At 44.1% G+C, this 20,647-nt stretch carries 19 protein-coding genes; 10 read left to right on the forward strand and 9 right to left on the reverse strand.

The window, feature by feature from the left end; genetic code table 11:
- Positions 1 to 7: 7 nt before the first annotated feature.
- Positions 8 to 1,393, forward strand: a complete 1,386-nt coding sequence (locus tag KHS38_RS02865; RefSeq protein ID WP_213486868.1) for a sigma-54-dependent transcriptional regulator — start codon at positions 8 to 10, stop codon at positions 1,391 to 1,393.
- A 69-nt stretch (positions 1,394 to 1,462) separates the two neighbouring features.
- Here KHS38_RS02865 and KHS38_RS02870 read toward each other — a convergent pair whose 3' ends face one another.
- Positions 1,463 to 2,176 carry a hypothetical protein gene (locus KHS38_RS02870; RefSeq protein WP_213486870.1) on the reverse strand — a complete coding sequence of 238 codons (714 nt, stop codon included), beginning with the start codon at positions 2,174 to 2,176 and terminating at the stop codon, positions 1,463 to 1,465.
- 243 nt (positions 2,177 to 2,419) lie between these two features.
- Between KHS38_RS02870 and KHS38_RS02875 the strand changes: the two genes are divergently transcribed.
- The 3 genes from KHS38_RS02875 (at position 2,420) to KHS38_RS02885 (ending at position 4,803) form a co-directional block, all read left to right on the forward strand.
- A complete protein-coding gene (locus tag KHS38_RS02875; RefSeq protein ID WP_213486871.1) occupies positions 2,420 to 3,703 on the forward strand; it encodes a DNA polymerase Y family protein in 1,284 nt (427 codons plus the stop codon).
- A 5-nt stretch (positions 3,704 to 3,708) separates the two neighbouring features.
- A complete protein-coding gene (locus KHS38_RS02880; protein WP_213486873.1) occupies positions 3,709 to 4,338 on the forward strand; it encodes a hypothetical protein in 630 nt (209 codons plus the stop codon).
- Positions 4,339 to 4,503: 165 nt separating this feature from the next.
- Positions 4,504 to 4,803 (forward strand): GIY-YIG nuclease family protein, encoded by a 300-nt coding sequence (locus tag KHS38_RS02885; protein WP_213486875.1) that lies wholly within the window; start codon positions 4,504 to 4,506, stop codon positions 4,801 to 4,803.
- A 75-nt stretch (positions 4,804 to 4,878) separates the two neighbouring features.
- On the opposite strand, the gene KHS38_RS02890 is transcribed toward KHS38_RS02885, so the two are convergent.
- Together KHS38_RS02890 and KHS38_RS02895 are read right to left on the reverse strand one after the other, a co-directional pair.
- Entirely contained in the window at positions 4,879 to 5,190 is a 312-nt protein-coding gene (locus tag KHS38_RS02890; RefSeq protein ID WP_213486877.1) for a hypothetical protein, read from the reverse strand.
- A 27-nt stretch (positions 5,191 to 5,217) separates the two neighbouring features.
- Complete coding sequence (locus KHS38_RS02895; RefSeq protein ID WP_213486879.1) at positions 5,218 to 6,102, reverse strand: fructosamine kinase family protein; 885 nt, start codon at positions 6,100 to 6,102, stop codon at positions 5,218 to 5,220.
- Between the two features lie 71 nt (positions 6,103 to 6,173).
- On the opposite strand from KHS38_RS02895, the gene lepA reads away from it, so the two are divergent.
- Both lepA and KHS38_RS02905 read left to right on the forward strand, forming a co-directional pair.
- Positions 6,174 to 7,961, forward strand: coding sequence for a translation elongation factor 4 (gene lepA / locus KHS38_RS02900; RefSeq protein ID WP_213486881.1), 1,788 nt, complete (start codon positions 6,174 to 6,176; stop codon positions 7,959 to 7,961).
- Between the two features lie 73 nt (positions 7,962 to 8,034).
- On the forward strand, positions 8,035 to 8,931 hold the full coding sequence (locus KHS38_RS02905) for a bifunctional 5,10-methylenetetrahydrofolate dehydrogenase/5,10-methenyltetrahydrofolate cyclohydrolase (RefSeq protein ID WP_213486883.1): 897 nt from the start codon (positions 8,035 to 8,037) through the stop codon (positions 8,929 to 8,931).
- A gap of 60 nt (positions 8,932 to 8,991) precedes the next feature.
- Here KHS38_RS02905 and KHS38_RS02910 read toward each other — a convergent pair whose 3' ends face one another.
- The 3 genes from KHS38_RS02910 to KHS38_RS02920 are packed head-to-tail and all read right to left on the reverse strand — an operon-like array spanning position 8,992 to position 10,578.
- On the reverse strand, positions 8,992 to 9,468 hold the full coding sequence (locus tag KHS38_RS02910) for an OsmC family protein (protein ID WP_213486885.1): 477 nt from the start codon (positions 9,466 to 9,468) through the stop codon (positions 8,992 to 8,994).
- 7 nt (positions 9,469 to 9,475) lie between these two features.
- Positions 9,476 to 9,814 carry a Rieske (2Fe-2S) protein gene (locus KHS38_RS02915; RefSeq protein ID WP_213486886.1) on the reverse strand — a complete coding sequence of 113 codons (339 nt, stop codon included), beginning with the start codon at positions 9,812 to 9,814 and terminating at the stop codon, positions 9,476 to 9,478.
- Positions 9,814 to 10,578: a hypothetical protein gene (locus KHS38_RS02920; protein ID WP_213486888.1), complete on the reverse strand. Its 765-nt coding sequence runs from the start codon at positions 10,576 to 10,578 to the stop codon at positions 9,814 to 9,816. Before KHS38_RS02920 ends, KHS38_RS02915 begins: the two co-directional genes overlap by 1 nt.
- Before the next feature lie 101 nt (positions 10,579 to 10,679).
- Between KHS38_RS02920 and KHS38_RS02925 the strand changes: the two genes are divergently transcribed.
- Positions 10,680 to 11,303, forward strand: coding sequence for a 7-carboxy-7-deazaguanine synthase QueE (locus KHS38_RS02925; RefSeq protein WP_213486890.1), 624 nt, complete (start codon positions 10,680 to 10,682; stop codon positions 11,301 to 11,303).
- 34 nt (positions 11,304 to 11,337) lie between these two features.
- Positions 11,338 to 13,236 carry an OmpA family protein gene (locus tag KHS38_RS02930; RefSeq protein WP_213486892.1) on the forward strand — a complete coding sequence of 633 codons (1,899 nt, stop codon included), beginning with the start codon at positions 11,338 to 11,340 and terminating at the stop codon, positions 13,234 to 13,236.
- 74 nt (positions 13,237 to 13,310) lie between these two features.
- Here KHS38_RS02930 and recQ read toward each other — a convergent pair whose 3' ends face one another.
- Positions 13,311 to 15,503 (reverse strand): DNA helicase RecQ, encoded by a 2,193-nt coding sequence (gene recQ / locus KHS38_RS02935; protein WP_213488169.1) that lies wholly within the window; start codon positions 15,501 to 15,503, stop codon positions 13,311 to 13,313.
- A gap of 249 nt (positions 15,504 to 15,752) precedes the next feature.
- On the opposite strand from recQ, the gene KHS38_RS02940 reads away from it, so the two are divergent.
- Positions 15,753 to 16,838, forward strand: coding sequence for a mannose-1-phosphate guanylyltransferase (locus tag KHS38_RS02940; protein WP_213486894.1), 1,086 nt, complete (start codon positions 15,753 to 15,755; stop codon positions 16,836 to 16,838).
- A 62-nt stretch (positions 16,839 to 16,900) separates the two neighbouring features.
- On the opposite strand, the gene rlmB is transcribed toward KHS38_RS02940, so the two are convergent.
- Positions 16,901 to 17,674 carry a 23S rRNA (guanosine(2251)-2'-O)-methyltransferase RlmB gene (rlmB, locus tag KHS38_RS02945; protein WP_213486896.1) on the reverse strand — a complete coding sequence of 258 codons (774 nt, stop codon included), beginning with the start codon at positions 17,672 to 17,674 and terminating at the stop codon, positions 16,901 to 16,903.
- A 193-nt stretch (positions 17,675 to 17,867) separates the two neighbouring features.
- Here rlmB and dnaB point away from each other — a divergent pair, with 193 nt between their 5' ends.
- On the forward strand, positions 17,868 to 19,430 hold the full coding sequence (gene dnaB / locus KHS38_RS02950; protein ID WP_213486898.1) for a replicative DNA helicase: 1,563 nt from the start codon (positions 17,868 to 17,870) through the stop codon (positions 19,428 to 19,430).
- 3 nt (positions 19,431 to 19,433) lie between these two features.
- Here the strand turns inward: dnaB and chrA are convergent, their stop codons facing one another.
- Entirely contained in the window at positions 19,434 to 20,633 is a 1,200-nt protein-coding gene (gene chrA, locus KHS38_RS02955) for a chromate efflux transporter (RefSeq protein ID WP_213486905.1), read from the reverse strand.
- Positions 20,634 to 20,647: the final 14 nt, after the last annotated feature.

Below are 20,647 nucleotides of genomic sequence, written 5' to 3' on the forward strand. Positions count from 1 at the left end.
GAAAAACATGGCAAAAATTTTAATTATTGATGATGAGCGGGCAATCCGCAACACGCTGCGTGAAATTCTGGAATATGAAGATTACGTAGTTGAAGATGTTGACAATGGTATAGACGGGTTACAGATGATCGGTAAAACCGATTACGACTTGGTACTATGCGACATCAAAATGAACCGGATGGACGGTATGGAAGTACTGACCGAAGGTTTAGCCATCAAACCCGATCTTCCGTTTATCATGATATCCGGCCACGGTACGGTTGAAACCGCCGTTGAGGCCAGCAAAAAAGGTGCATTTGATTTTATATCAAAACCACCTGATCTGAACCGCCTGCTGATTACCGTTCGCAACGCGCTGGATCGTGGCAGCTTGGTAACCGAGGCTAAAGTATTAAAACGTAAAGTATCGAAAGTTCGCCCGATACTGGGTAACTCGCAGGGTATTTTAAAGATCAAGGAAACTATTGATCGGGTGGCTCCTACTGATGCCCGTGTGCTGGTAACCGGCGCAAATGGTAGCGGTAAAGAGCTGGTTGCCCGCTGGTTGCATGAAAAATCAAACCGTTCAAATGCCCCTATTATTGAGGTAAACTGTGCGGCCATCCCTTCTGAATTGATTGAAAGTGAATTGTTCGGTCACGAAAAAGGCTCCTTTACATCAGCAGTAAAACAGCGTATTGGCAAGTTTGAACAAGCTAATGGCGGCACCCTGTTTTTGGATGAGATTGGCGACATGAGCCACTCTGCACAAGCTAAAGTATTACGTGCTTTGCAAGAGAGCCGCATTACCCGTGTGGGTGGTGAAAAAGAAATTGAGGTAGATGTACGCGTAGTAGCGGCAACTAACAAAGATCTGCTGAAAGAAATTGAGGACGGTAACTTCCGGATGGACTTGTACCACCGCCTGAGCGTTATTTTGATTCACGTACCGCCGCTGGCCGACCGCCGCGAAGATATCCCATTGCTTACCCAAAGCTTTTTGGAAGAAATTTGCAACGAGTATGGCATGCCTACCAAAAAGATAAGTGATGCTGCCCTGGACGCGCTGAAAAGCCTGCCATGGTCTGGTAACATCCGTGAGCTGCGCAACATGATTGAGCGCTTGATAATTTTGAGCGACAAGATTATCACCGATAATGACGTGAAGATATTTGCCAACCCATCGGCCCCGATAACGGTTACTGCCGGCGCTACCGCCACAGCAGCTCCGCAAACGGACTTCGACCAGTTCAAAAATTTCCAGGAGTATAAGGATTATGCCGAGCGTGAGTATATCAAATTCAAGCTGGAGAAAAATGGCTGGAACGTATCCAAAACAGCTGATGATATTGACATACAGCGAAGCCATTTATATAGTAAAATCGAGAAATTCGGATTAAAAAGGGGCGAGTAATCACCCCTTTTTTATTGCAACCATAAAAGGAATCGGCATGCTATTTCTTATTCAAATTCCTTTTTATATTTAAATAAGCCAAGTAACAATCAAGCGAACGTAACCTTTATCAATCGTTTTTGGTTGCTCCTGCTCACCAAAAACTACGGCTTTAGCAAACTTTGCTTCAAGTAGATAAGTACCATTCTTTAATTTCGTAAAGTTGGTAATTTCAAATCTAGCATCCTTGAGTTTATCTTGAGTAATTGTTGTAGGCCTTCCTAGTGATTCATCACTAAAGCTTTTGCCATAACCTCTTATGGTTAAAGTTATGCCATCAGTTCCATTTTCCCGCTGATGATCTAATGCAAAGTTCCGCTCCCCTGGTTCAAAAAAAGCATCTCTGTCAATCGGGTAATAAAGCAAGCCCTCTTTTTTAGCATTAGCTTTATTATATACTTTATAGAAGCCAAGACTTAAAGTGATATCAGTTTTATCCCCTGAAAAGGAAAACTCTCTGCCGAAGTACACTAAGTCCTTAGGACCGGATATATAATACTGGTATCCATTTACAATGGAGTCAACTTTGCATTTTGCATCTGTATTACTATTTTTTCGCACATAGATATTGTTAAAGGTGTACGTATTTCCATCAATAACTAAAGAAGCAGAATCTGTCGCCATTTCCATCGGATCAATTTTCTCAGGCTCTTTAGGCTGCGGTATGTTTCTGTCTTTTTTGCAGGAAGCAAATAGTGCCAGTGTTAGCATCAAAATAAGCGAATAAGGTTTTAGATTTTTCATGGTCCAAAATAACCATTATTAATTAATAGATAAGTATGAACTTTTTGTTAACACAGATAAGTATAAAAATGCAATATTTCAATTGCCTTAAAATCAGAGATAGATAATGATCTATTCCACATTGTAACATAAGCGCTTATTTGTAAGAGCCACACCACTATACTTAAATATTGGCCGTTTAAAGTTACCAACAATCCCCTTTCGCTCATTGTTATTGCTAATATTATTAGCATTTTTGAAATCATGAACCAAAACTCACTACAAGTACAAACCGAAGCACGCGTGCTTTTTGTAGACATGGACAGCTTTTTTGCGCGATGTGAACAACAGGTAAACTACTGGCTTCGGCATCGGCCGGTAGGTGTTTGCGTGTACACGGGGCAGTTTGGCTGTGTGATATCGCTGTCAAAAGAAGCTAAGGCAGCCGGACTGAAAGCTGGCATGCGGCTGAATGAAGCCATGCGGGTATGCCCCGATCTGGTTCCGGTGGAAAGTAACCCGGCGCGGTACAGGGAATTTCATACCAAAATTATTGCAGTGCTTAAAAGCTACTGCCAGGATGTAGTTCCTAAAAGTATCGACGAAGCCATTATTAACCTTACCAACTATCAGCATATGTACCCCGACCCTGTTGATATAAGGCACAAAATAAAAAGAGATATTTTGCAAAAAGTGGGCGACTGGCTTACCTGTTCGGTTGGCGTGGCACCCAATGCCTTTCTGGCTAAGCTGGCCTCCAAGCTGGGCAAAAAACATCGGGACGGACTGGTGGTAATTACGCCGCAGAATATTGACCAGATGCTGAGCTCCCTTAAACTGGGCGACCTGCCCGGCATCGGCGCCAACATGGCCTACCGGCTGGAACGCGGTGGCATACGCACGCCGCTTGAAATGCGTTACGCCGATCCGCAACGATTAAAGGCCTTGTTTAAGAGTATTGAAGGCGTATACTGGCATTACCGCCTCAATTTTGTTGAAACCAATATTGTGTCGCACGATTACCGGGGCATGCAGGCCCAGCGACAAATATCCGGCGAAAAGCGACAAAGCATGGCCTATGTAGAGCAGCTGTTCATGACGCTGTGCCTCACGCTCGAAAAGCGTATGGTAAAGCACAAATTCTATTGTAAGGCTATTGGCTTTACGGCCAAGTATACCGATGGCACCCGCTGGGATGATGGTTTTACCATCACCACGCCCATACAAGATGCCGTAAGCCTGATGCGCATGATACGCCTACGGATCGAAAAGTTTGAGCAAACCACCGGGTCGGCCCCGGTACTCAATACCCAAATTAACGGCCTGCGCGTGGCCGTAACCAACTTTGTAGAAAACGGCGACATGCTGTACAGCCTTTTTGAGGATATGGACCGCAAAGAAACCGCCCTGAAAGCCATGCACGAAATCAAAGACAAGTTCGGCCCCGATAAACTCGTCCACGCAATGGAACTAACCGATACTCAAGTGGTGAAAGATGTGATTGGTTTTGGATCTGTAAAAGATTTGAGTGATTTGGATTATATGTGAGGGAAATGAGAAGTTATGGATTGCCTCAAATGGAACTTTGCTTTGTTATGGAAATGACAAAACGTATCCGAAATATTGATAAAAACAACTGGATTTTACCCACTAAGCCATTTTGTAAATTAGTATCTTTTAATAGAAGTTATGATGAGAATACTGGAAACTACAAATTGCAGAAACTTACTAAGCTTGTAGAAAAGCTGCATCCTGTTGAATTGGCATCAAGTGAATTCACTATTAATGAAAATAATATTGTTAGTTCTATAAAGAACTACGAAAGTTTACTTTTTATTAGAGATACAATCCGTCAACTTTTTAACATCAGACAGTATGATAATTTTGATGAAACTATTTATTTAAAAAAGTTTGATTCTTACATATCGCTATACAGCGATATAAACAATGTCACCAAGAAAGCTGCATTAATTTGGACAACCAAATATCTAAAACTTTATCAGAGGCTTTATATTTCTAATAAGCATTGGGAGGCTATTCCTAAATATAGACTTGCAGAAACGTGGGAATTAAAAGGACAGTTAAAACAGATTGATTTAGAAAGCACCATATTTAAAGCTCAGCATAATTCAACAAATAAGTTTCCGAAACATTTGTTCGATGGAGCAACTGATAAAAGATAAAACTATGATATTAATTTGATACCTTAGTCATGCTAAACTTGTTTCAGCACTTCTCATGCAATTCTCAACGTCAAGTAGTTAAACGTTCAACCTGTCCTGATGGATGCTGAAACAAGTTCAGCATGACTGAAACGACACCACGATTATTTCAATTTATACGTCGAAATGCTATTTAAACAGGGGCATATTTACATTCTCAGCAACAAGTATCGTACAACCTTTTACATCGGGGTAACTGCTGATTTAAGAACCCGTATCTATCAACATCTGAATGGAGAAGGTTCGGCTTTTGTTAAAAGATATGCTTTGACTGAATTGGTGTATACTGAATACTTTGAGCGCATTACAGACGCGATAGATCGTGAAAAGCAACTTAAGCGCTGGCATCGCGACTGGAAAATTAACCTCATTCAATCTGTAAACCCCGACATGCGGGATTTGAAGCAGGAACTTGACTTGATTTAACCCATTCTACTCCTTCGCTACCGTAAGCGTCCCACTTGTGGTTGTACCGCTTACAATAGCCTCATGGCGTATTTACTATTTACCAGCCAAACTCCTTTTCATTAAATATTCCGGGTTGTTATAAGTAGTGCCGCTAACTTCACGATGATGTACATGCACAACTTCCCATCCCAAGCTCGACATATAGTTCAAGGCATCAACAATGGTGTAATAACTACTCACTTTTTGGGTGTGAGCAACAAGCGCTTCATTGTCGTTAATGATAGAAGCATTTTCTTTACCAAAATCAACTTCAATTTCGAGTTTGGTACTTAAAAACTTTCCGCTCACTTTAAGTATGCAGTATTGTACCGGGGTGTAACCCGCATTATTTATAAGTTCGTTCATCTTATATAAAAGGTTTAGTTCGTAAACTTAAACATATTGTTGCAATCCCTCTCTTACCTGCCCTAAATATCCGGTACCAAATAAGTTTAAGTGTAACAGCAGCGGATACAGGTTCCACAGATCGGTGCGCAATTGCCAGTTAGGCGCCAAAGGGTATGCCTCATGGTAAGCCTCGTAAAATTCACGTGCAAAGCCGCCGAATAGCGTGGTCATGGCCAAATCAAATTCACGATGACCATAGCTCACGGCCGGGTCAATCAGGTAAGGAATGCCGTTGGTGCCAATGATATAATTACCTCCCCAAAGATCGCCATGAATAAGGGCCGGCTGCTCTTCGGCAAACAACTCGGGCAAGCGCAGGTATAGTTTTTCAAAGTTTTGCACGTCTTGCGAGTTGAGCAGGTGCTTATCAACACCCAGCTTTACCATGGACTGCAGGCGCTCAGCAACAAAGAACGCTGACCAGTTAGCATGCTGCCGGTTGCTTTGCGGCAATGAGCCCATATAGTTATTGGCAGTAAAACCAAAGTGATTGGCTGTATGCCGGTGCATGGCGGCCAGTTGCCGGCCCAACTGTTGCGAGGCTTGCGGGGTAGCGCGTTGCGCATCAATCCACTCCAGCAACAAAAAACTATGGTCGTCAAAATCGCCATGCAAAATAACGTTTGGTACGGCAATAGTTTGCGTGTTTCGGATAGTGGCCAGCCCTTCGGCTTCTAACCGGAACATGCCTGGGTATGCGCTTTTGCTGTTTACCTTCAGCATAAAATCACCGTTATCGGTGTGCACGCACCATGCCGAATTGATGCTGCCGCCACTTACCGGGCTGACGGACCGTATAGTAACCGGTTGATTAAAATCGCCGGTTAAACGGCTTTGTAGCTGCGTGATGAAAGGCTTTTGCAAAGGCATGTTTCCAAATTAGCGAAATCGTTTGCAGCATAGCAAATTATCCGCCTAAAAAGTTATTTTTGCGTTTTGAAATGAAGCACATTCGTAACTTTTGTATCATCGCACACATCGACCACGGTAAAAGTACCCTGGCCGACCGTTTGCTGGAATATACCAAAACCATCACCCAGCGCGAAGCGCAGGCCCAATTGCTCGACGATATGGACCTGGAGCGCGAGCGCGGTATTACCATTAAGAGCCACGCCATCCAGATGGATTACAAGCTGGACGGGCAGGATTATGTTCTAAACCTGATTGACACGCCTGGCCACGTAGACTTTTCGTACGAGGTATCCCGTTCTATTGCTGCCTGCGAGGGCGCATTGCTTATTGTGGATGCATCGCAGGGTATACAGGCGCAAACCATATCCAACCTGTATCTGGCGCTGGAGAATGATCTGGAAATCATCCCCGTACTCAACAAAATGGACTTGCCCGGCGCTATGCCCGAGGAGGTAAAAGACCAGATTGTTGACCTGATTGGCTGCAAGCGCGAAGAAATTCTGGCTGCTTCGGGTAAAACCGGTATGGGTATCGAAGATATTTTACGTGCTATCATTGAGCGCGTTCCGGCCCCGGTTGGCGAGCCGGAAGCACCGCTACAGGCGCTGATTTTCGACTCGGTATTTAACTCCTTCCGTGGTATTATCGCTTACTTTAAAGTTGTAAATGGCGAGATACGCAAGAATACAAAAGTGAAATTTATGGCCACCGGCCGCGAATACTTCGCCGATGAGGTGGGTACCCTGAAATTAAACCAGGTACCTAAAGAAGTTATCAAGACCGGCGACGTAGGTTACATTATATCAGGCATTAAAGAAGCGCGTGAGGTAAAGGTAGGTGATACCATTACACTGGTTGAACGCCCTGCTGCCGAAGGTATACAAGGTTTTGAGGAAGTGAAGCCGATGGTATTTGCCGGTATTTACCCGGTTGATACGGAGGATTACGAAGAGCTGCGCGAATCAATGGCCAAGCTGCAATTGAACGATGCTTCACTGGTTTTTGAACCGGAATCATCAGCAGCGCTGGGCTTTGGTTTCCGATGCGGTTTCCTGGGCATGCTGCACATGGAAATTATCCAGGAGCGTCTGGAGCGCGAGTTCGATATGACGGTAATTACCACCGTTCCCAACGTATCGTACATTGCCTACACGACCAAAGGTGAGGAACTGATTGTAAACAACCCATCAGACCTTCCCGATCCAAGTAAAATGGAGTACGTGGAAGAGCCTTATATTAAAGCCAACATCATTACCAAGGCAGAATTTGTAGGCCCGGTAATGTCATTGTGTATCCAAAAACGCGGGGTAATCGTAAACCAATCGTACTTAACAGCCGACCGTGTGGAGCTTATCTTCGAGATGCCGATGGGCGAGATCGTTTTCGACTTTTATGATAAGCTCAAAACCATCTCTAAAGGTTACGCCTCATTCGATTATACGCAAATTGGCTACCGCCAGTCTGACTTGGTTCGTTTGGATATCAAGCTGAACGGCGAGCCGGTGGATGCATTATCATCCCTGATTCACCGCAGTAACTCTTATGACTTTGGTAAAAAGATCTGCGAAAAGCTGAAAGAGCTTTTACCACGCCAGCAGTTTGAGATTGCCATTCAGGCTTCTATTGGCGCCAAGGTTATTGCCCGCGAAAACGTGCGTGCCCTGCGTAAAGATGTTACGGCTAAATGTTATGGTGGCGATATTTCGCGTAAACGTAAACTGTTGGAAAAACAGAAAAAAGGTAAGAAACGAATGCGCCAGGTGGGTAACGTAGAAATACCGCAATCCGCTTTCATGGCCGTATTGAAATTAGACTAACTGTACACATACAGAAAAAGACAACACGAACAATGTTGTCTTTTTCTTTTTAAAATCCATACTATAATTACACATGCAATTACTCGACGGAAAGTACGTATCTGAAAAATTAAAAGTTGAAATAGCCGAAGAGGCTGCACAATACCTGGCGCAAACCGGACGCAAGCCACATCTTGTGGCTGTACTGGTTGGCCATGATGGTGGCAGCGAAACCTACGTTGCCAGCAAAATGCGCAACTGCGAAAAGGTAGGCTTCAAATCGAGTTTAGTAAGATACGAAGACAGCGTAACCGAAGAAGAATTACTGCAAAAGGTAGCCGACCTGAATGCCGACCCGGATATTGACGGCATTATTGTTCAGTTGCCCCTGCCCAAACATATCGACCCGGAGAAAGTAACCGAAAAGATTGACCATCGCAAAGATGTGGATGGCTTCCACCCTATCAATTTGGGCCGCATGCAGCGCAACCTGCCATCATTCATCCCGGCTACCCCTTACGGCATTACTTTGATGCTGAAAGAATACGGTGTTGAAACCGCCGGTAAACACTGCGTGGTGGTTGGCCGCAGCAATATCGTAGGCTCGCCGATGAGCATTTTGATGGCTCGCAACACACAGCCGGGCAACTGTACCGTTACCATCTGCCATAGCCGCACACCGGACATCAAAAAGTTTACACTGGATGCTGACATTTTGATTGTAGCTATAGGTAAAAAGAACTTTATTACAGCCGACATGGTGAAAGAGGGTGCCGTTATCATTGACGTAGGTATGAACCGAGAAACGTCGACCACAACCAAATCAGGCTTCAAACTGTATGGCGATGTGGATTTTGAAAACGTAGCCCCTAAAGCCTCATGGATTACCCCGGTACCGGGCGGCGTTGGATTAATGACGATTATAGGCCTGTTAAAAAACACCTTAGCTTCTGCCAACCGTCAGGTATATCCTGATTTAAAAACAGTATAAAGCTATTTTCTCAAACTAAAAAAAGCATGCGTTTTCCAACGCATGCTTTTTTTATTATATCTACTCTCCTGCTATTTTGCAGATAGCCACGTGCCTTACCGGAAAGTTAACTGAATTGGCTATGAAGCACATTTTGTTAGCCTTGGCATGAAGGGCCATTGCTTTATCGGCCATATTGTGGTCAGTTATGGTAACCATGGGATTTAAGGTTACTTCTGTAAAGCGGCCACTACCATCCGGCATTTCAACCATGGTGCCGTTTGCACGGTCAACATAGTCAACCACCATCACGCCAGCCTCTGCACACAAGTGCAGGTACCAAAGCATATGGCAGGCCGATAGCGAAGCTACCAGCAAATCTTCCGGGTTATGTCTGGATGGATCGCCCATAAACTGAGGGTCGGACGAACCGGCTATATCAGGCTTACCGGCGATGCTAATTTGATAACTACGTTGATATGATTTGTAATTACTTGTTCCGGTTCCATTATTACCCGTCCACTGGGTTGTCAAGGTATACTGATGTTCCTTATTCATCTTGTATCTAATGAAAGATGCGTTTTATCTTTTCCCAAAGCGAATTTATTTCAACATAAATACCATCATCACGACTATCAACCGGATAAACGCTTACATAATCATTTTGGCCGGGGCTACCTCTGCCGGTCAATAAATCATAAGAATAGCGATGATACGGACATACAAGTTTCCCTTGCTCACACCAGCCGGCACTTAAATCTGCACCGGCATGTGGGCATTTGGCACTTACAGCATGTAACGCCCCCTCATTATTAATTAAGCAAACAGTTTGCGATCCGGCTTTTACTTTCTTTATGAAAGATTCATCATTCTGTAACGGCGACGCCACTTTGTACCACGCCATTAAAAATCGATTTTCAGATTCATTAGAGTAGGGTTTTTCATCACATCATCCATATTGGTTTGTAATGTTACCTGCCTGCGATCGGCCGAGAGTACGGCTTTGGGGTTGTTTATCTTTTTAACCGGCTTGGCAAAGCGTAGCACCACCTTATAGGGCATATCAATAAGCATGGCGCGGGCCATGGCAAAGGTAGATTGGGTTTTCTTTAAAAAAGCATTAAACTTTTTCAGGTCAATGATACGATAGAATTTGTTTGGTGTAATTTGATATGAGTAGCAATCCTGTCCGGCAATTAGCTGCTGCACATCTACGCTTTTAAATGTTTTATCTGCTTTTTGCGACGCACTAATCTGCTGGTTGCCAGCCATTTTGGATAAACGTTGCAGGTAGCCTTCCAATTCCTCCGGTGATTTGGCCTCATGATCGATGCTTACCTTCATTTGGCTGCGTTTCAGGTTCATCAGGATAGACAGGTTACTGCTTTTGGCCATAGCGGCTTCTTCGGCCGTCATGCGGGCCTGCGCACTGTCTGGAAGCGCGCTATAGAAGTTCATGGAAGTATCTTTTTTGATGGAGAACTGCGGCGTATTCGTTAAGGAATCAGACATCAGATTCATGAGCACCGATACGGCCCGGCTCATATCAAAACGGTAACTAACAGTGCAGGCGCCATTGGCTTTGAACGTATATTGCTCTACCATATCCACACAGGATGAGCAACATAACGATAAGCTTATTATAATCAAAAAGTAAACTTTTTTCATAACGCTCATTTGCAAGTAATTATACGAATTAAATAAGAGTTTATAAAGCGTTATTTTAACTTACCACTGCACGTAATTGCTTATCTTTGCCGATTAATTTTATGGCACATAATATACCAGAGGATGGCTCTCTTCTTCCGTTGATGGAGGAGTTTTATACTATTCAGGGCGAAGGCTACAACAGCGGCAAAGCAGCTTATTTTATAAGGCTGGGTGGTTGCGATGTAGGCTGCCACTGGTGCGATGTTAAAGAAAGCTGGGATGCCGAGCTACACCCGCTTACTCAAACGGATACGATTGTTGAGCATGCCATGCGCTATCCATCAAAAAATGTGGTGGTTACCGGCGGGGAGCCATTGATCTACAATCTGGATTATCTTACCTCTCAGCTGCATCAAAACGGGATCAAAACCTTTATCGAAACCTCGGGTGCTTATCCGCTTTCGGGCCAATGGGACTGGATCTGTTTGTCGCCTAAAAAATTCAAAGCTCCTATGCCTGACGTTGCCGCTTTTGCTCACGAACTGAAGGTGATCGTATTTAACAAGTCGGATTTTGCCTGGGCCGAAGAGCATGCTAAGCGGGTATCGCCAGCATGTAAATTATTCTTGCAACCCGAGTGGTCAAAATCGAAAGAAATGATGCCGCTTATTGTAGATTATGTAATGAACAACCCGCAGTGGGAAATGTCGTTACAAACGCATAAGTACATGAATATTCCATAATATATTCTAATTTAGTGCTTTATTACCTTGAAAAATGAGGCGCTGTCTTCTACTTTTACTAACCACCTGGGCCGTTGTGGCCAGCGGGCAAAACAAACCCTACAACACTACAAGCAACTCGGCCATTACCTATTATAAAAAAGCGAACGCCAGTATTGACAGGCGCGACTATCAGGGTGCCGCAGCATTACTGGAACAAGCCCTTGAGGCCGATTCAAATTTTACTGATGCACATGCCCAACTGGCCGATTTGCTGAAAATGCAGATGCAGTACAAGCCAGCCATTGCACACTACCGTAAAGCCATTCTACTTAACCCGGATTTTACCCGGGCCATATATCTAAAGCTTGGGGAAACTGAGATCAATACAGCTGACTATACCCAGGCGAAATTACACCTTGAAAAGTACCTTACCTACCCGGGTATTACCAGCGAGAACCGGTTCTATGCCCGCAAACTTATTGCCGACTGTAACTTTGCCACTACCGCGTTGCAACATCCGGTACCATTTAAGCCAGTCAACCTCGGGCCTGAGATCAATACAGCCAATGATGAATATTTGCCGGTATCAACCGCAGATGAGGCTACGCTGATTTTTACCCGCAAGGTTAATAACAACGAGGATTTTTATAAAAGCCAAAAGCTTAGTAATAAGTGGACTAACGCTGTTTACCTAAGCCAGCAGATTAACACCGTTGAGTATAACGAAGGTGCACAATCAATTTCTCAGGATGGCAAATACTTATTTTTTACAGGCTGTAACCGGCCCGACGGGCAAGGGCGATGCGATATTTATGTTACCCAAAAGAAAGGTGAAGACTGGAGCAAACCATTCAATTTAAGCTCACCTATAAACGGACCTGGCTGGGAATCACAACCGTCTATCAGTGCTGATGGGCATACGCTTTATTTTGTGAGTAACCGTCCGGGCGGTTACGGCGGCTATGATATATGGAAATGCCAGGTGACCGAGAAAGGCTGGTCGCAACCAGAAAATCTGGGGCCTAATATCAACACACCGTACGATGAACAATCGCCCTACATTCACCCCGATGATAGCACTTTATACTTCTGCTCAAACGGCTGGCCGGGTATGGGCAATAAAGATTTGTTTGTGAGCAGGCTTGAGGCAAATGGCAAATGGCAGAAACCGGAGAACCTGGGCTATCCCATCAATACCAGTGGCGACGAAAACGGACTTACTATTACAGCCAACGGCAGCTATGCTTTTTTTGCATCTAACACATTGAACGGCATGGGTGGCTTTGATATTTACACTTTTGAATTGCCCGAAAAGATGCGCCCGCATGTGGTAATTTATGTAAAGGGCAATGTCACCGATGCGGTAACATTGCGCCCGGTTGATGCCAATGTGGAGATTACCGATTTGCTCTTGAACAAACCTGTTTATCAAAATAGCACTACCCTGCCCAAAGGCGACTTTCTGGCAACTTTACCTGTTGGGCGCAATTATGGTTTGACAATATCTAAAAACGGGTACCTCTTTTACTCCGAAAACTTTTCGCTTATTGGCCATGAACCGAAGAAAGATTACGAGATCAACGTAAACCTACAGCCCATTGAGGTAGGTAAAAAAGCCATCCTGAAAAACATCTTTTTTGATAGCAATAAATACAGCCTTAAGCCTGAGTCGGAATCGGCATTACATAAACTGATTGAATTTTTGGGCATGAACGCCACCGTACGCATAGAGATATCCGGACATACCGACAATGCAGGCAACGATAAAATAAACCAGACACTTTCCGAAAATCGTGCAAAAGCTGTTTATGATTACTTAATAAGCCATGGTATAGGGGCCGCTAAATTGGTATACAAAGGCTACGGCAAGCTACAACCTGTTGCAACTAACGCCACAGCCGAAGGACGTAGCCAAAACCGTCGTACTGAATTTAAAATCATTGCTAAGTAAACAACTGAGTAAGGGTCATAATAAAAAAGGGAACTTCTTGATTGAAGTTCCCTTTTTTATTAGTGCTTATTTTATTAGTTTCCTAATTCAGACATGAATTTGATACGCATCAGCTGTATCTCTTCGCGGGTGTAATCGTTTACACCTAAGTCAACCAAGGCATCATCAATGGAGTCAACCTCAGCAGAGCGGAAATAGTCATAAACTTCTTCCTGCTTGTCTTCATCAATCACCTCATCTATGTAGTAGTTCAGATTCAGTTTAGTACCCGAGTTTACGATTGATTCCACCTCACGCAAAATCTCTTCATAAGTAAGACCTTTGGAGGCTGCAATATCTTCCAGATCCAAGTGACGATCGATGTTCTGAATGATATATACTTTCAGCGCAGATTTGTTGGCAGCGCTTTTAATCACCAGATCAATCGGGCGGTCAATATCATTATCCTCTACATACTTCTTGATCAGTTCGATGAATGGCGCACCAAACTTAGCCGCCTTACCGGCACCAACGCCGGATATTTGTTTCAATTCGTCGGTACTAACCGGATAATGCGTACACATCTCCTCCAGTGATGGATCCTGGAACACAACAAACGGCGGCAAATTCTTTTGCTTAGCAATTTTCTTGCGCAAGTCTTTCAGCATTTGCAACAATTGGGTATCCAATGCGCCGCCACCTTGTTTCGGACCGTCTTCACCATCTTCGTCATCAGTAGCCTCAATCGGTTTGTTCAATACAAAACGAATGCTGTAAGGATTGTCTATAAACTCATGCCCTTTTGCAGTCATGTGCAACAGGCCATAGTTATCAATATCTTTTGATAAGAAGTTATCTAACAGGGCTTGGCGTAACAATGATTTCCACACGTTTTCGCCATCCTCTTTACCCGAACCAAACACCTCTAATTGGTGATGACCATAGTGGTGTACGTTTGGATTATCCTGCCCCATAAGCACGCTCACAACATGATGATCGTCAAACTTTTCGCCCAATAGTTTGATAAGGCTTAACGCGCGGTGCAGTTGGGCCTCGCCGTCAAAAAACTGGCGTTGTGATGCGCAATTATCGCACATGCAGTTACAATCAGTTGCATCGTAATCCTCACCAAAATAGTGTAGTATCTGTTTACGTCGACATGCTGATGATTCGGCATAATCAATCACCTCTTTTAAAATCTGGGTACCAATTTCGCGCTCAGACACAGGCTTATCCTTCATGAATTTCTGCAGCTTGTCCACATCTTTTTCAGAGTAGAAAGCTACGCAGATACCCTCGCCGCCATCACGTCCGGCACGTCCGGTTTCCTGGTAATAACCTTCCATGCTTTTAGGCACATCGTGGTGTATTACGTATCGTACATCCGGTTTATCTATACCCATACCGAAAGCAATCGTAGCTACAATTACTTCGGCATCTTCCATCAAAAACTTATCCTGCGTATCGGCACGTACCTTGGCATCCAGCCCGGCGTGGTAAGGCAGGGCCTTAATTCCATTCAGGTTAAGCGCCTCAGCAACCTCTTCCACCTTTTTGCGGCTCAGGCAATATACAATACCTGATTTGCCCTGGTGTTGCTTAATAAACCTGATGATTTCTTTAAGCACGTTACGCTTTGCGCGAACCTCATAATACAGGTTGGCCCGGTTGAACGATGATTTGAAAACCGTTGCATTGTTCATTTGCAGGTTTTTCTGAATATCGTGCTGCACCTTAGGCGTAGCTGTAGCAGTTAAGGCAATAATGGGAATATTTTCACCAAGGTTGCTTATAACCTGGCGTATTTTGCGATACTCAGGCCTGAAATCATGCCCCCATTCGGAGATACAGTGCGCTTCATCAACCGCAACGAATGAAAGCTTGTTTAAGCGTAAAAAATCGATATTATCCTGTTTGGTTAATGACTCGGGCGCTACATACAGCAACTTAGTTTTGCCGCTCAGCACATCATCTTTTACCTTGATGGTTTCGGCTTTGGTTAAAGATGAATTTAAGAAATGCGCCACACTGTCGGAATTGCAAAATGCGCGGAGCTGATCTACCTGATTTTTCATCAGGGCAATTAAAGGAGAGATTACAATGGCGGTGCCTTCGGTCATTAAGGCCGGCAGCTGGTAGCACATTGATTTTCCACCGCCGGTTGGCATGATAACAAACGTATCGTTGCCGGCTAATATGTTGGTGATAATCGCCTCTTGTTCACCCTTAAAATTATCAAATCCGAAAAAATTTTGCAGGTTATCAAAGAGCGATTTTTTTATCTCAATCATTTTCTTTTAAGGGGACTATGTAAGTACAGATTTCAAAGTTCAAAATAACAAAATTTTTTAGAAACCCGCGAAAATGTTAACAAATTATTATAGTATTATGATTTTTAATGTTAACATAGCAGTTATGCTGTTAAGTTCGATCTTTGTATGAATATAACTAAATATTGGGATTTATTATTATCGGAATAAGCTTTTTTTTTCACAAATTTGACCGCATTATTGCAAGATACATCTAACTACATTAATATGAATAAAAACTATTATGCCATAATCATGGCTGGGGGTATCGGTAGCCGCTTCTGGCCAATTAGCCGCACCTCTCATCCTAAACAATTCATTGACATTTTAGGTACCGGAAAAACGCTGATTCAAAATACATATGATCGCTTTTTGAAAATTTGCCCGGCAGAAAACATATATGTAGTTACCAACGAAAACTATACCGACCTGATTAAAGCGCAGCTGCCGGCCATGACCGACTCGCAGATTCTTACCGAGCCGGTTATGCGTAATACTGCACCTTGCGTTGCCTATGGCTGCTTTAAAATAGAAAGCCTTAACCCTGATGCTGTAATTGTGGTTGCCCCGTCTGATCACCTGATTTTAGATGAGGCCGGCTTTGTAGAAAGCATTAACCAATCGCTTGCTACAGCGCAAAAAAACAAGTGCCTGATTACACTGGGCATTATGCCATCCAGACCTGACACCGGTTATGGTTACATTCAGTATACCGACCAGGTGATTGATGGCAAGTTCCATAAAGTAAAAACATTTACAGAGAAGCCTACACTGGAAATTGCCAAAACATTCATCCAAAGCGGCGACTTTTTGTGGAATGCAGGCATCTTTGTATGGTCGGCCCAGGCAATTACCGACGCTTACGAAAAGCACCTGCCGGATATGTTCGAGATATTTGCGGAAGCCCGTAGCGTTTACAATGGCGAAGACGAGCGTACGCATGTTAACGCTGCCTACCAGCGCTGTACCAATATATCGATAGACTACGGTATTATGGAAAAAGCCGAGAACGTATATGTGTTGCCATCAGAATTTGGCTGGTCTGACTTAGGAACCTGGGCTTCCATTTACCAGTTGGCAGAGAAAGACTATGTAGGCAATGCAGTAATTCCGTCAGAAAAAGTAATCATGTACGATTCATCGAACTGTATGGTTAACGTACCGGATGAAAAACTGGTGGTTTTACAAGGCCTGCATGATTACATCGTGGTAGAGTCGAATAATACTTTGCTGATTTGCCCGCGCGATCAGGAACAAAATGTAAAACAAGTGGTTGCCGATGTAAAACAGAAATTCGGCACAAAATATATCTAAGACCTACTCTGTAGCAATTAAAAAAGCCCCGACCTAAAAGATCGGGGCTTTTTAGTTGCTTGTTATTTGGATGCTGGCGTACGCTGCCTTACGGCTTCATATAATATAATGCCAGCCGATACAGAAACGTTAAGCGATTCTATTTCACCATACATCGGAATTTTAGCCAGGTAATCGGCCGTGCGGATCAATTCGTTACGGATACCGTCTTCCTCCGATCCCATCACAATAGCGGTTGGCACGGTATAATCGGGCTTATAAATATAATCTTGTGTTTTTTCGGTACAACAAACCACCTGCAGGCCCGACTCCTGTAAAAACCTGACGGTTTGCACAAAGTTATCATGACGACATACCGGAATTTTATACAAGGCACCTGCAGAAGTTTTAATCCCATCGGCATTGATTTGAGCCGAACCTTTAGCCGGGATAACGATTGCATGCACACCGGCACATTCAGCCGTACGGGCAATAGCGCCCATGTTGCGCACATCCGTTATGCTATCCAGTACCAGTATAAGGGGCACCTCTCCTTTTTCAAACACCTCGGGTATAATATTTTCTATTTTTTGATAAATGATAGGCGATATTACAGCCACCGCACCCTGGTGGTTTTTCGGCGTCATGCGGTTCAATTTTTCAACCGGTACGTATTGCGGCGTGAGCTGGTATTCGGTAATTATGGTTTTCAGCTCGTGGAACAAGCCACCGGTTAACCCGCGCTGTATATAAAGCGACTCGATCTCTTTACCTGATGCAATGGCCTCAATGATAGCCCTGATACCAAAAACAAACTGATTATTATCCCTACGGGGCTTAAAGTTACCTCCTGACATCTTTTTGAATTAAGGCAACAAAAGTAAGTATATTATTTAGCTTGTGGTATACTGTATGCCAGTTATCCAAAAACCAGATCACATCGCATATAAAATACATATCTAATTAACCTTCAATACTTTAAGTTATAAACATCAATGTGGAGGATTTTTTCACATAGTAAGCAGCCTTTTTGCCTATTTTTGTTGAGCTATGATTTTCGATAACAGTAACAGAGCTAATAGTGATCGCCGGGTTAAGAATTTTGCCAATACCGTGAGTACATTAGGCAAATTACCACCGCAGGCCCGTGATTTGGAAGAGGCCGTTTTAGGCGCTTTGATGCTGGAACGCGACGCGCTATCAGCCGTAATTGACGTTTTAAAACCTGAAGTTTTTTATGTGGAAAGCCACCAAAAAATCTTCAATGCTATCCGTACCTTATTTGAAAACACCTCGCCGGTTGATATCCTGACGGTAACCGCCCAGCTGCGTAAGCAGGGCGAGCTGGAAATGGTTGGCGGCGCTTACTACATAACGCAACTAACCGAGCGCGTGGCCTCGGCTGCGAATATTGAATATCATGCCCGTATCATTATCCAAAAGTTTATTCAGCGCGAATTGATCCGTATATCTACGGATGTAATTACAAGCGCTTATGAGGATACCAGCGACGTACTGGAAATGCTGGACAGGGCAGAAAAAAACCTGTTTGATATCGCCCAGAACAACCTGCGTCGCGACTCGCGCAAGATGGATGATATTGTAAAAGAATCATTAAACGAAATTGAAAAGCTACGCGAAAAAACCGACGGCTTAACCGGTGTAGGCTCCGGCTTTACCGACCTGGACCGCATGACTTCGGGCTGGCAAAAATCCGATCTTGTAATTATTGCGGCTCGTCCGGCGATGGGTAAAACCGCATTCGTATTAACGTGTGCACGTAATGCGGCTGTAGATTTTAACAAGCCGGTGGTAGTGTTCTCACTCGAGATGTCATCCGTACAGTTAGTGAATCGTTTGATATCGGGCGAAGCCGAAATTGAGCAGGAGAAGATACGTAAAGGTAAAATGGAGGAATGGGAATGGCAACAGCTCCACTCCAAAATTGGCCGGCTGGAACAGGCTCCTATCATCATTGACGATACGCCGGGTTTGAACATCTTTGAATTTCGCGCTAAGTGCCGCCGCTTAAAATCACAGTACGATATTCAGATGATTATCATCGATTACCTGCAGCTCATGTCGGGCAAAACAGATGGCAAAGGTGGCGGTAACCGTGAGCAGGAAATTGGTAGCATTTCGCGTTCATTGAAAACGGTGGCCAAAGAATTGAACGTACCGGTAATTGCACTTTCGCAGTTGAGCCGTGCAGTAGAAAACCGCCCCGGTGGTTCAAAAAAACCGATGCTGTCCGATTTACGTGAATCTGGTTCTATTGAGCAGGATGCGGATATGGTACTGTTTCTGTACCGCCCGGAATATTACGGTTTGGAGTACGATGAAGACAACAACCCTACCAAAGGCGTTGGCGAGGTTATTATTGCCAAGCACCGTAACGGTGAAACCGGCACCGTGCGCTTACGCTTTATTGGTAAGTACGTAAAATTTGCCGACTTAGAGCAAAACATGGACTACATGCCACCTGGAGGCGGCAGTGGCGGACATGACGCCTTTAGCGGACTTGCACCATCAGCCGGATTTGACAGCAATCCGGGCAACATCATCATCCGCCCGTCCCGTATGGACGATATGGATGACGAAGCACCATTCTAAGAACTAAAAAATCAATCCTAATACAACGCCGATGATGATAATTATCGGCGTTTTTAGTTTGGTGAAGTATAGTAACGAAAACGCCCCTGCCATAATGCCGTAGGCTAAAAGGTTAGCGCCAAAAGGCTTGATCAATAAGATGAGTGCCGTTACCATGAAACCGACAGCCACAGCATTAATGCCGCTCAACGAATTTTTGATACGGGCGATTTTTTTCAAATCCTCCCAAAAAGGCACTATGAACAGGATAAGTATTAGCCCCGGCAAATTGATTCCTATAACGGCTACAATGCTGCCTATGATTTGTCCGCCTAAGCCATAGCCCTGATTGCCCAGGCTTATTGCACCTACAAAAGAGGTGAATGAAAAGGTTGGTCCGGGCAATGCCTGTTGCAGGGCATAGCCCGATAAGAATTCGGAGTTGGTTAGGTAATGTTTTAATTCAACAAACTCAGTATACATCAGCGGCACCAGCACCTGGCCTCCGCCAAAAATTAAAATCCCGTTACGGTAAAAGTTCTCAAACAAACGTACCGGCAAACTGAAAGGCGATGTGCGATTAATAACTGCGCCCAGTGCGGCAAAAAACAACAGGATACCTATAAAGTACCCTACCTTTTTTGGATTTACGTTTGAGAATAGCTTCACCCGCAAGTCATCCTCAACCGGCTGGGTTTCAAGAGCCGATGAAATGATGCCACCCAGCAAAATGAGCAATGGAAATGCATATGGGTTTTGCAGTATCAGCGTGGCAATTAACGAACCTGCCGCCAGCACCTTACTTACTTGCGATTTTAAAAACTTTTGGCCGAAGGTAAAGGCTGCGTAAGCTACTATACCAACGGCAGCTGGTTGTATAAAACGTAGCACCTGATCAACCCTGCCGCTTGCCGCAAAGGTTCTATAAAATATAGCCGCCAGGCACATTACTACGGCCGATGGTAAAATCCAGATCAAGAAAGTAAGTATAGCCAGCTTTAACCCACCAACTTTCCAGGCCACACCAACCAGTGTTTGGGTTGATGATGGCCCCGGCAAAACCTGCGAGAGTGCGTTGAGTTCCATCAGCTCTTCTTCGGTAATATAATGGCGTTTTTCAACAAATTCGCGCAGCAAAATTGCTACGTGAGCCTGCGGCCCACCAAAGGTGGTGAACGCGTATATGAGCGCATCACGCAAAAAAAGCAGCTGTCTCTTTCTCAATGGATAAGAATTTT

Origin of the sequence: Mucilaginibacter sp. Bleaf8 (assembly GCF_018390515.1) — a bacterium.
Taxonomy (GTDB): Bacteria; Bacteroidota; Bacteroidia; order Sphingobacteriales; family Sphingobacteriaceae; genus Mucilaginibacter.

Excerpts from the sequence above, each read along its gene's own strand:
- dnaB (WP_213486898.1), top strand. The coding sequence starts at position 17,868 with ATGATTTTCGATAACAGTAACAGAGCTAATAGTGATCGCCGGGTTAAG.
- lepA (WP_213486881.1), top strand. The coding sequence starts at position 6,174 with ATGAAGCACATTCGTAACTTTTGTATCATCGCACACATCGACCACGGT.
- KHS38_RS02875 (WP_213486871.1), top strand. The coding sequence starts at position 2,420 with ATGAACCAAAACTCACTACAAGTACAAACCGAAGCACGCGTGCTTTTT.
- KHS38_RS02925 (WP_213486890.1), top strand. The coding sequence starts at position 10,680 with ATGGCACATAATATACCAGAGGATGGCTCTCTTCTTCCGTTGATGGAG.
- KHS38_RS02865 (WP_213486868.1), top strand. The coding sequence starts at position 8 with ATGGCAAAAATTTTAATTATTGATGATGAGCGGGCAATCCGCAACACG.
- KHS38_RS02915 (WP_213486886.1), bottom strand. The coding sequence starts at position 9,814 with ATGGCGTGGTACAAAGTGGCGTCGCCGTTACAGAATGATGAATCTTTC.
- KHS38_RS02930 (WP_213486892.1), top strand. The coding sequence starts at position 11,338 with ATGAGGCGCTGTCTTCTACTTTTACTAACCACCTGGGCCGTTGTGGCC.
- KHS38_RS02890 (WP_213486877.1), bottom strand. The coding sequence starts at position 5,190 with ATGAACGAACTTATAAATAATGCGGGTTACACCCCGGTACAATACTGC.
- rlmB (WP_213486896.1), bottom strand. The coding sequence starts at position 17,674 with ATGTCAGGAGGTAACTTTAAGCCCCGTAGGGATAATAATCAGTTTGTT.
- KHS38_RS02940 (WP_213486894.1), top strand. The coding sequence starts at position 15,753 with ATGAATAAAAACTATTATGCCATAATCATGGCTGGGGGTATCGGTAGC.
- KHS38_RS02885 (WP_213486875.1), top strand. The coding sequence starts at position 4,504 with ATGCTATTTAAACAGGGGCATATTTACATTCTCAGCAACAAGTATCGT.
- KHS38_RS02910 (WP_213486885.1), bottom strand. The coding sequence starts at position 9,468 with ATGAATAAGGAACATCAGTATACCTTGACAACCCAGTGGACGGGTAAT.
- KHS38_RS02880 (WP_213486873.1), top strand. The coding sequence starts at position 3,709 with ATGAGAAGTTATGGATTGCCTCAAATGGAACTTTGCTTTGTTATGGAA.
- KHS38_RS02895 (WP_213486879.1), bottom strand. The coding sequence starts at position 6,102 with ATGCCTTTGCAAAAGCCTTTCATCACGCAGCTACAAAGCCGTTTAACC.
- KHS38_RS02920 (WP_213486888.1), bottom strand. The coding sequence starts at position 10,578 with ATGAAAAAAGTTTACTTTTTGATTATAATAAGCTTATCGTTATGTTGC.
- KHS38_RS02905 (WP_213486883.1), top strand. The coding sequence starts at position 8,035 with ATGCAATTACTCGACGGAAAGTACGTATCTGAAAAATTAAAAGTTGAA.
- KHS38_RS02870 (WP_213486870.1), bottom strand. The coding sequence starts at position 2,176 with ATGAAAAATCTAAAACCTTATTCGCTTATTTTGATGCTAACACTGGCA.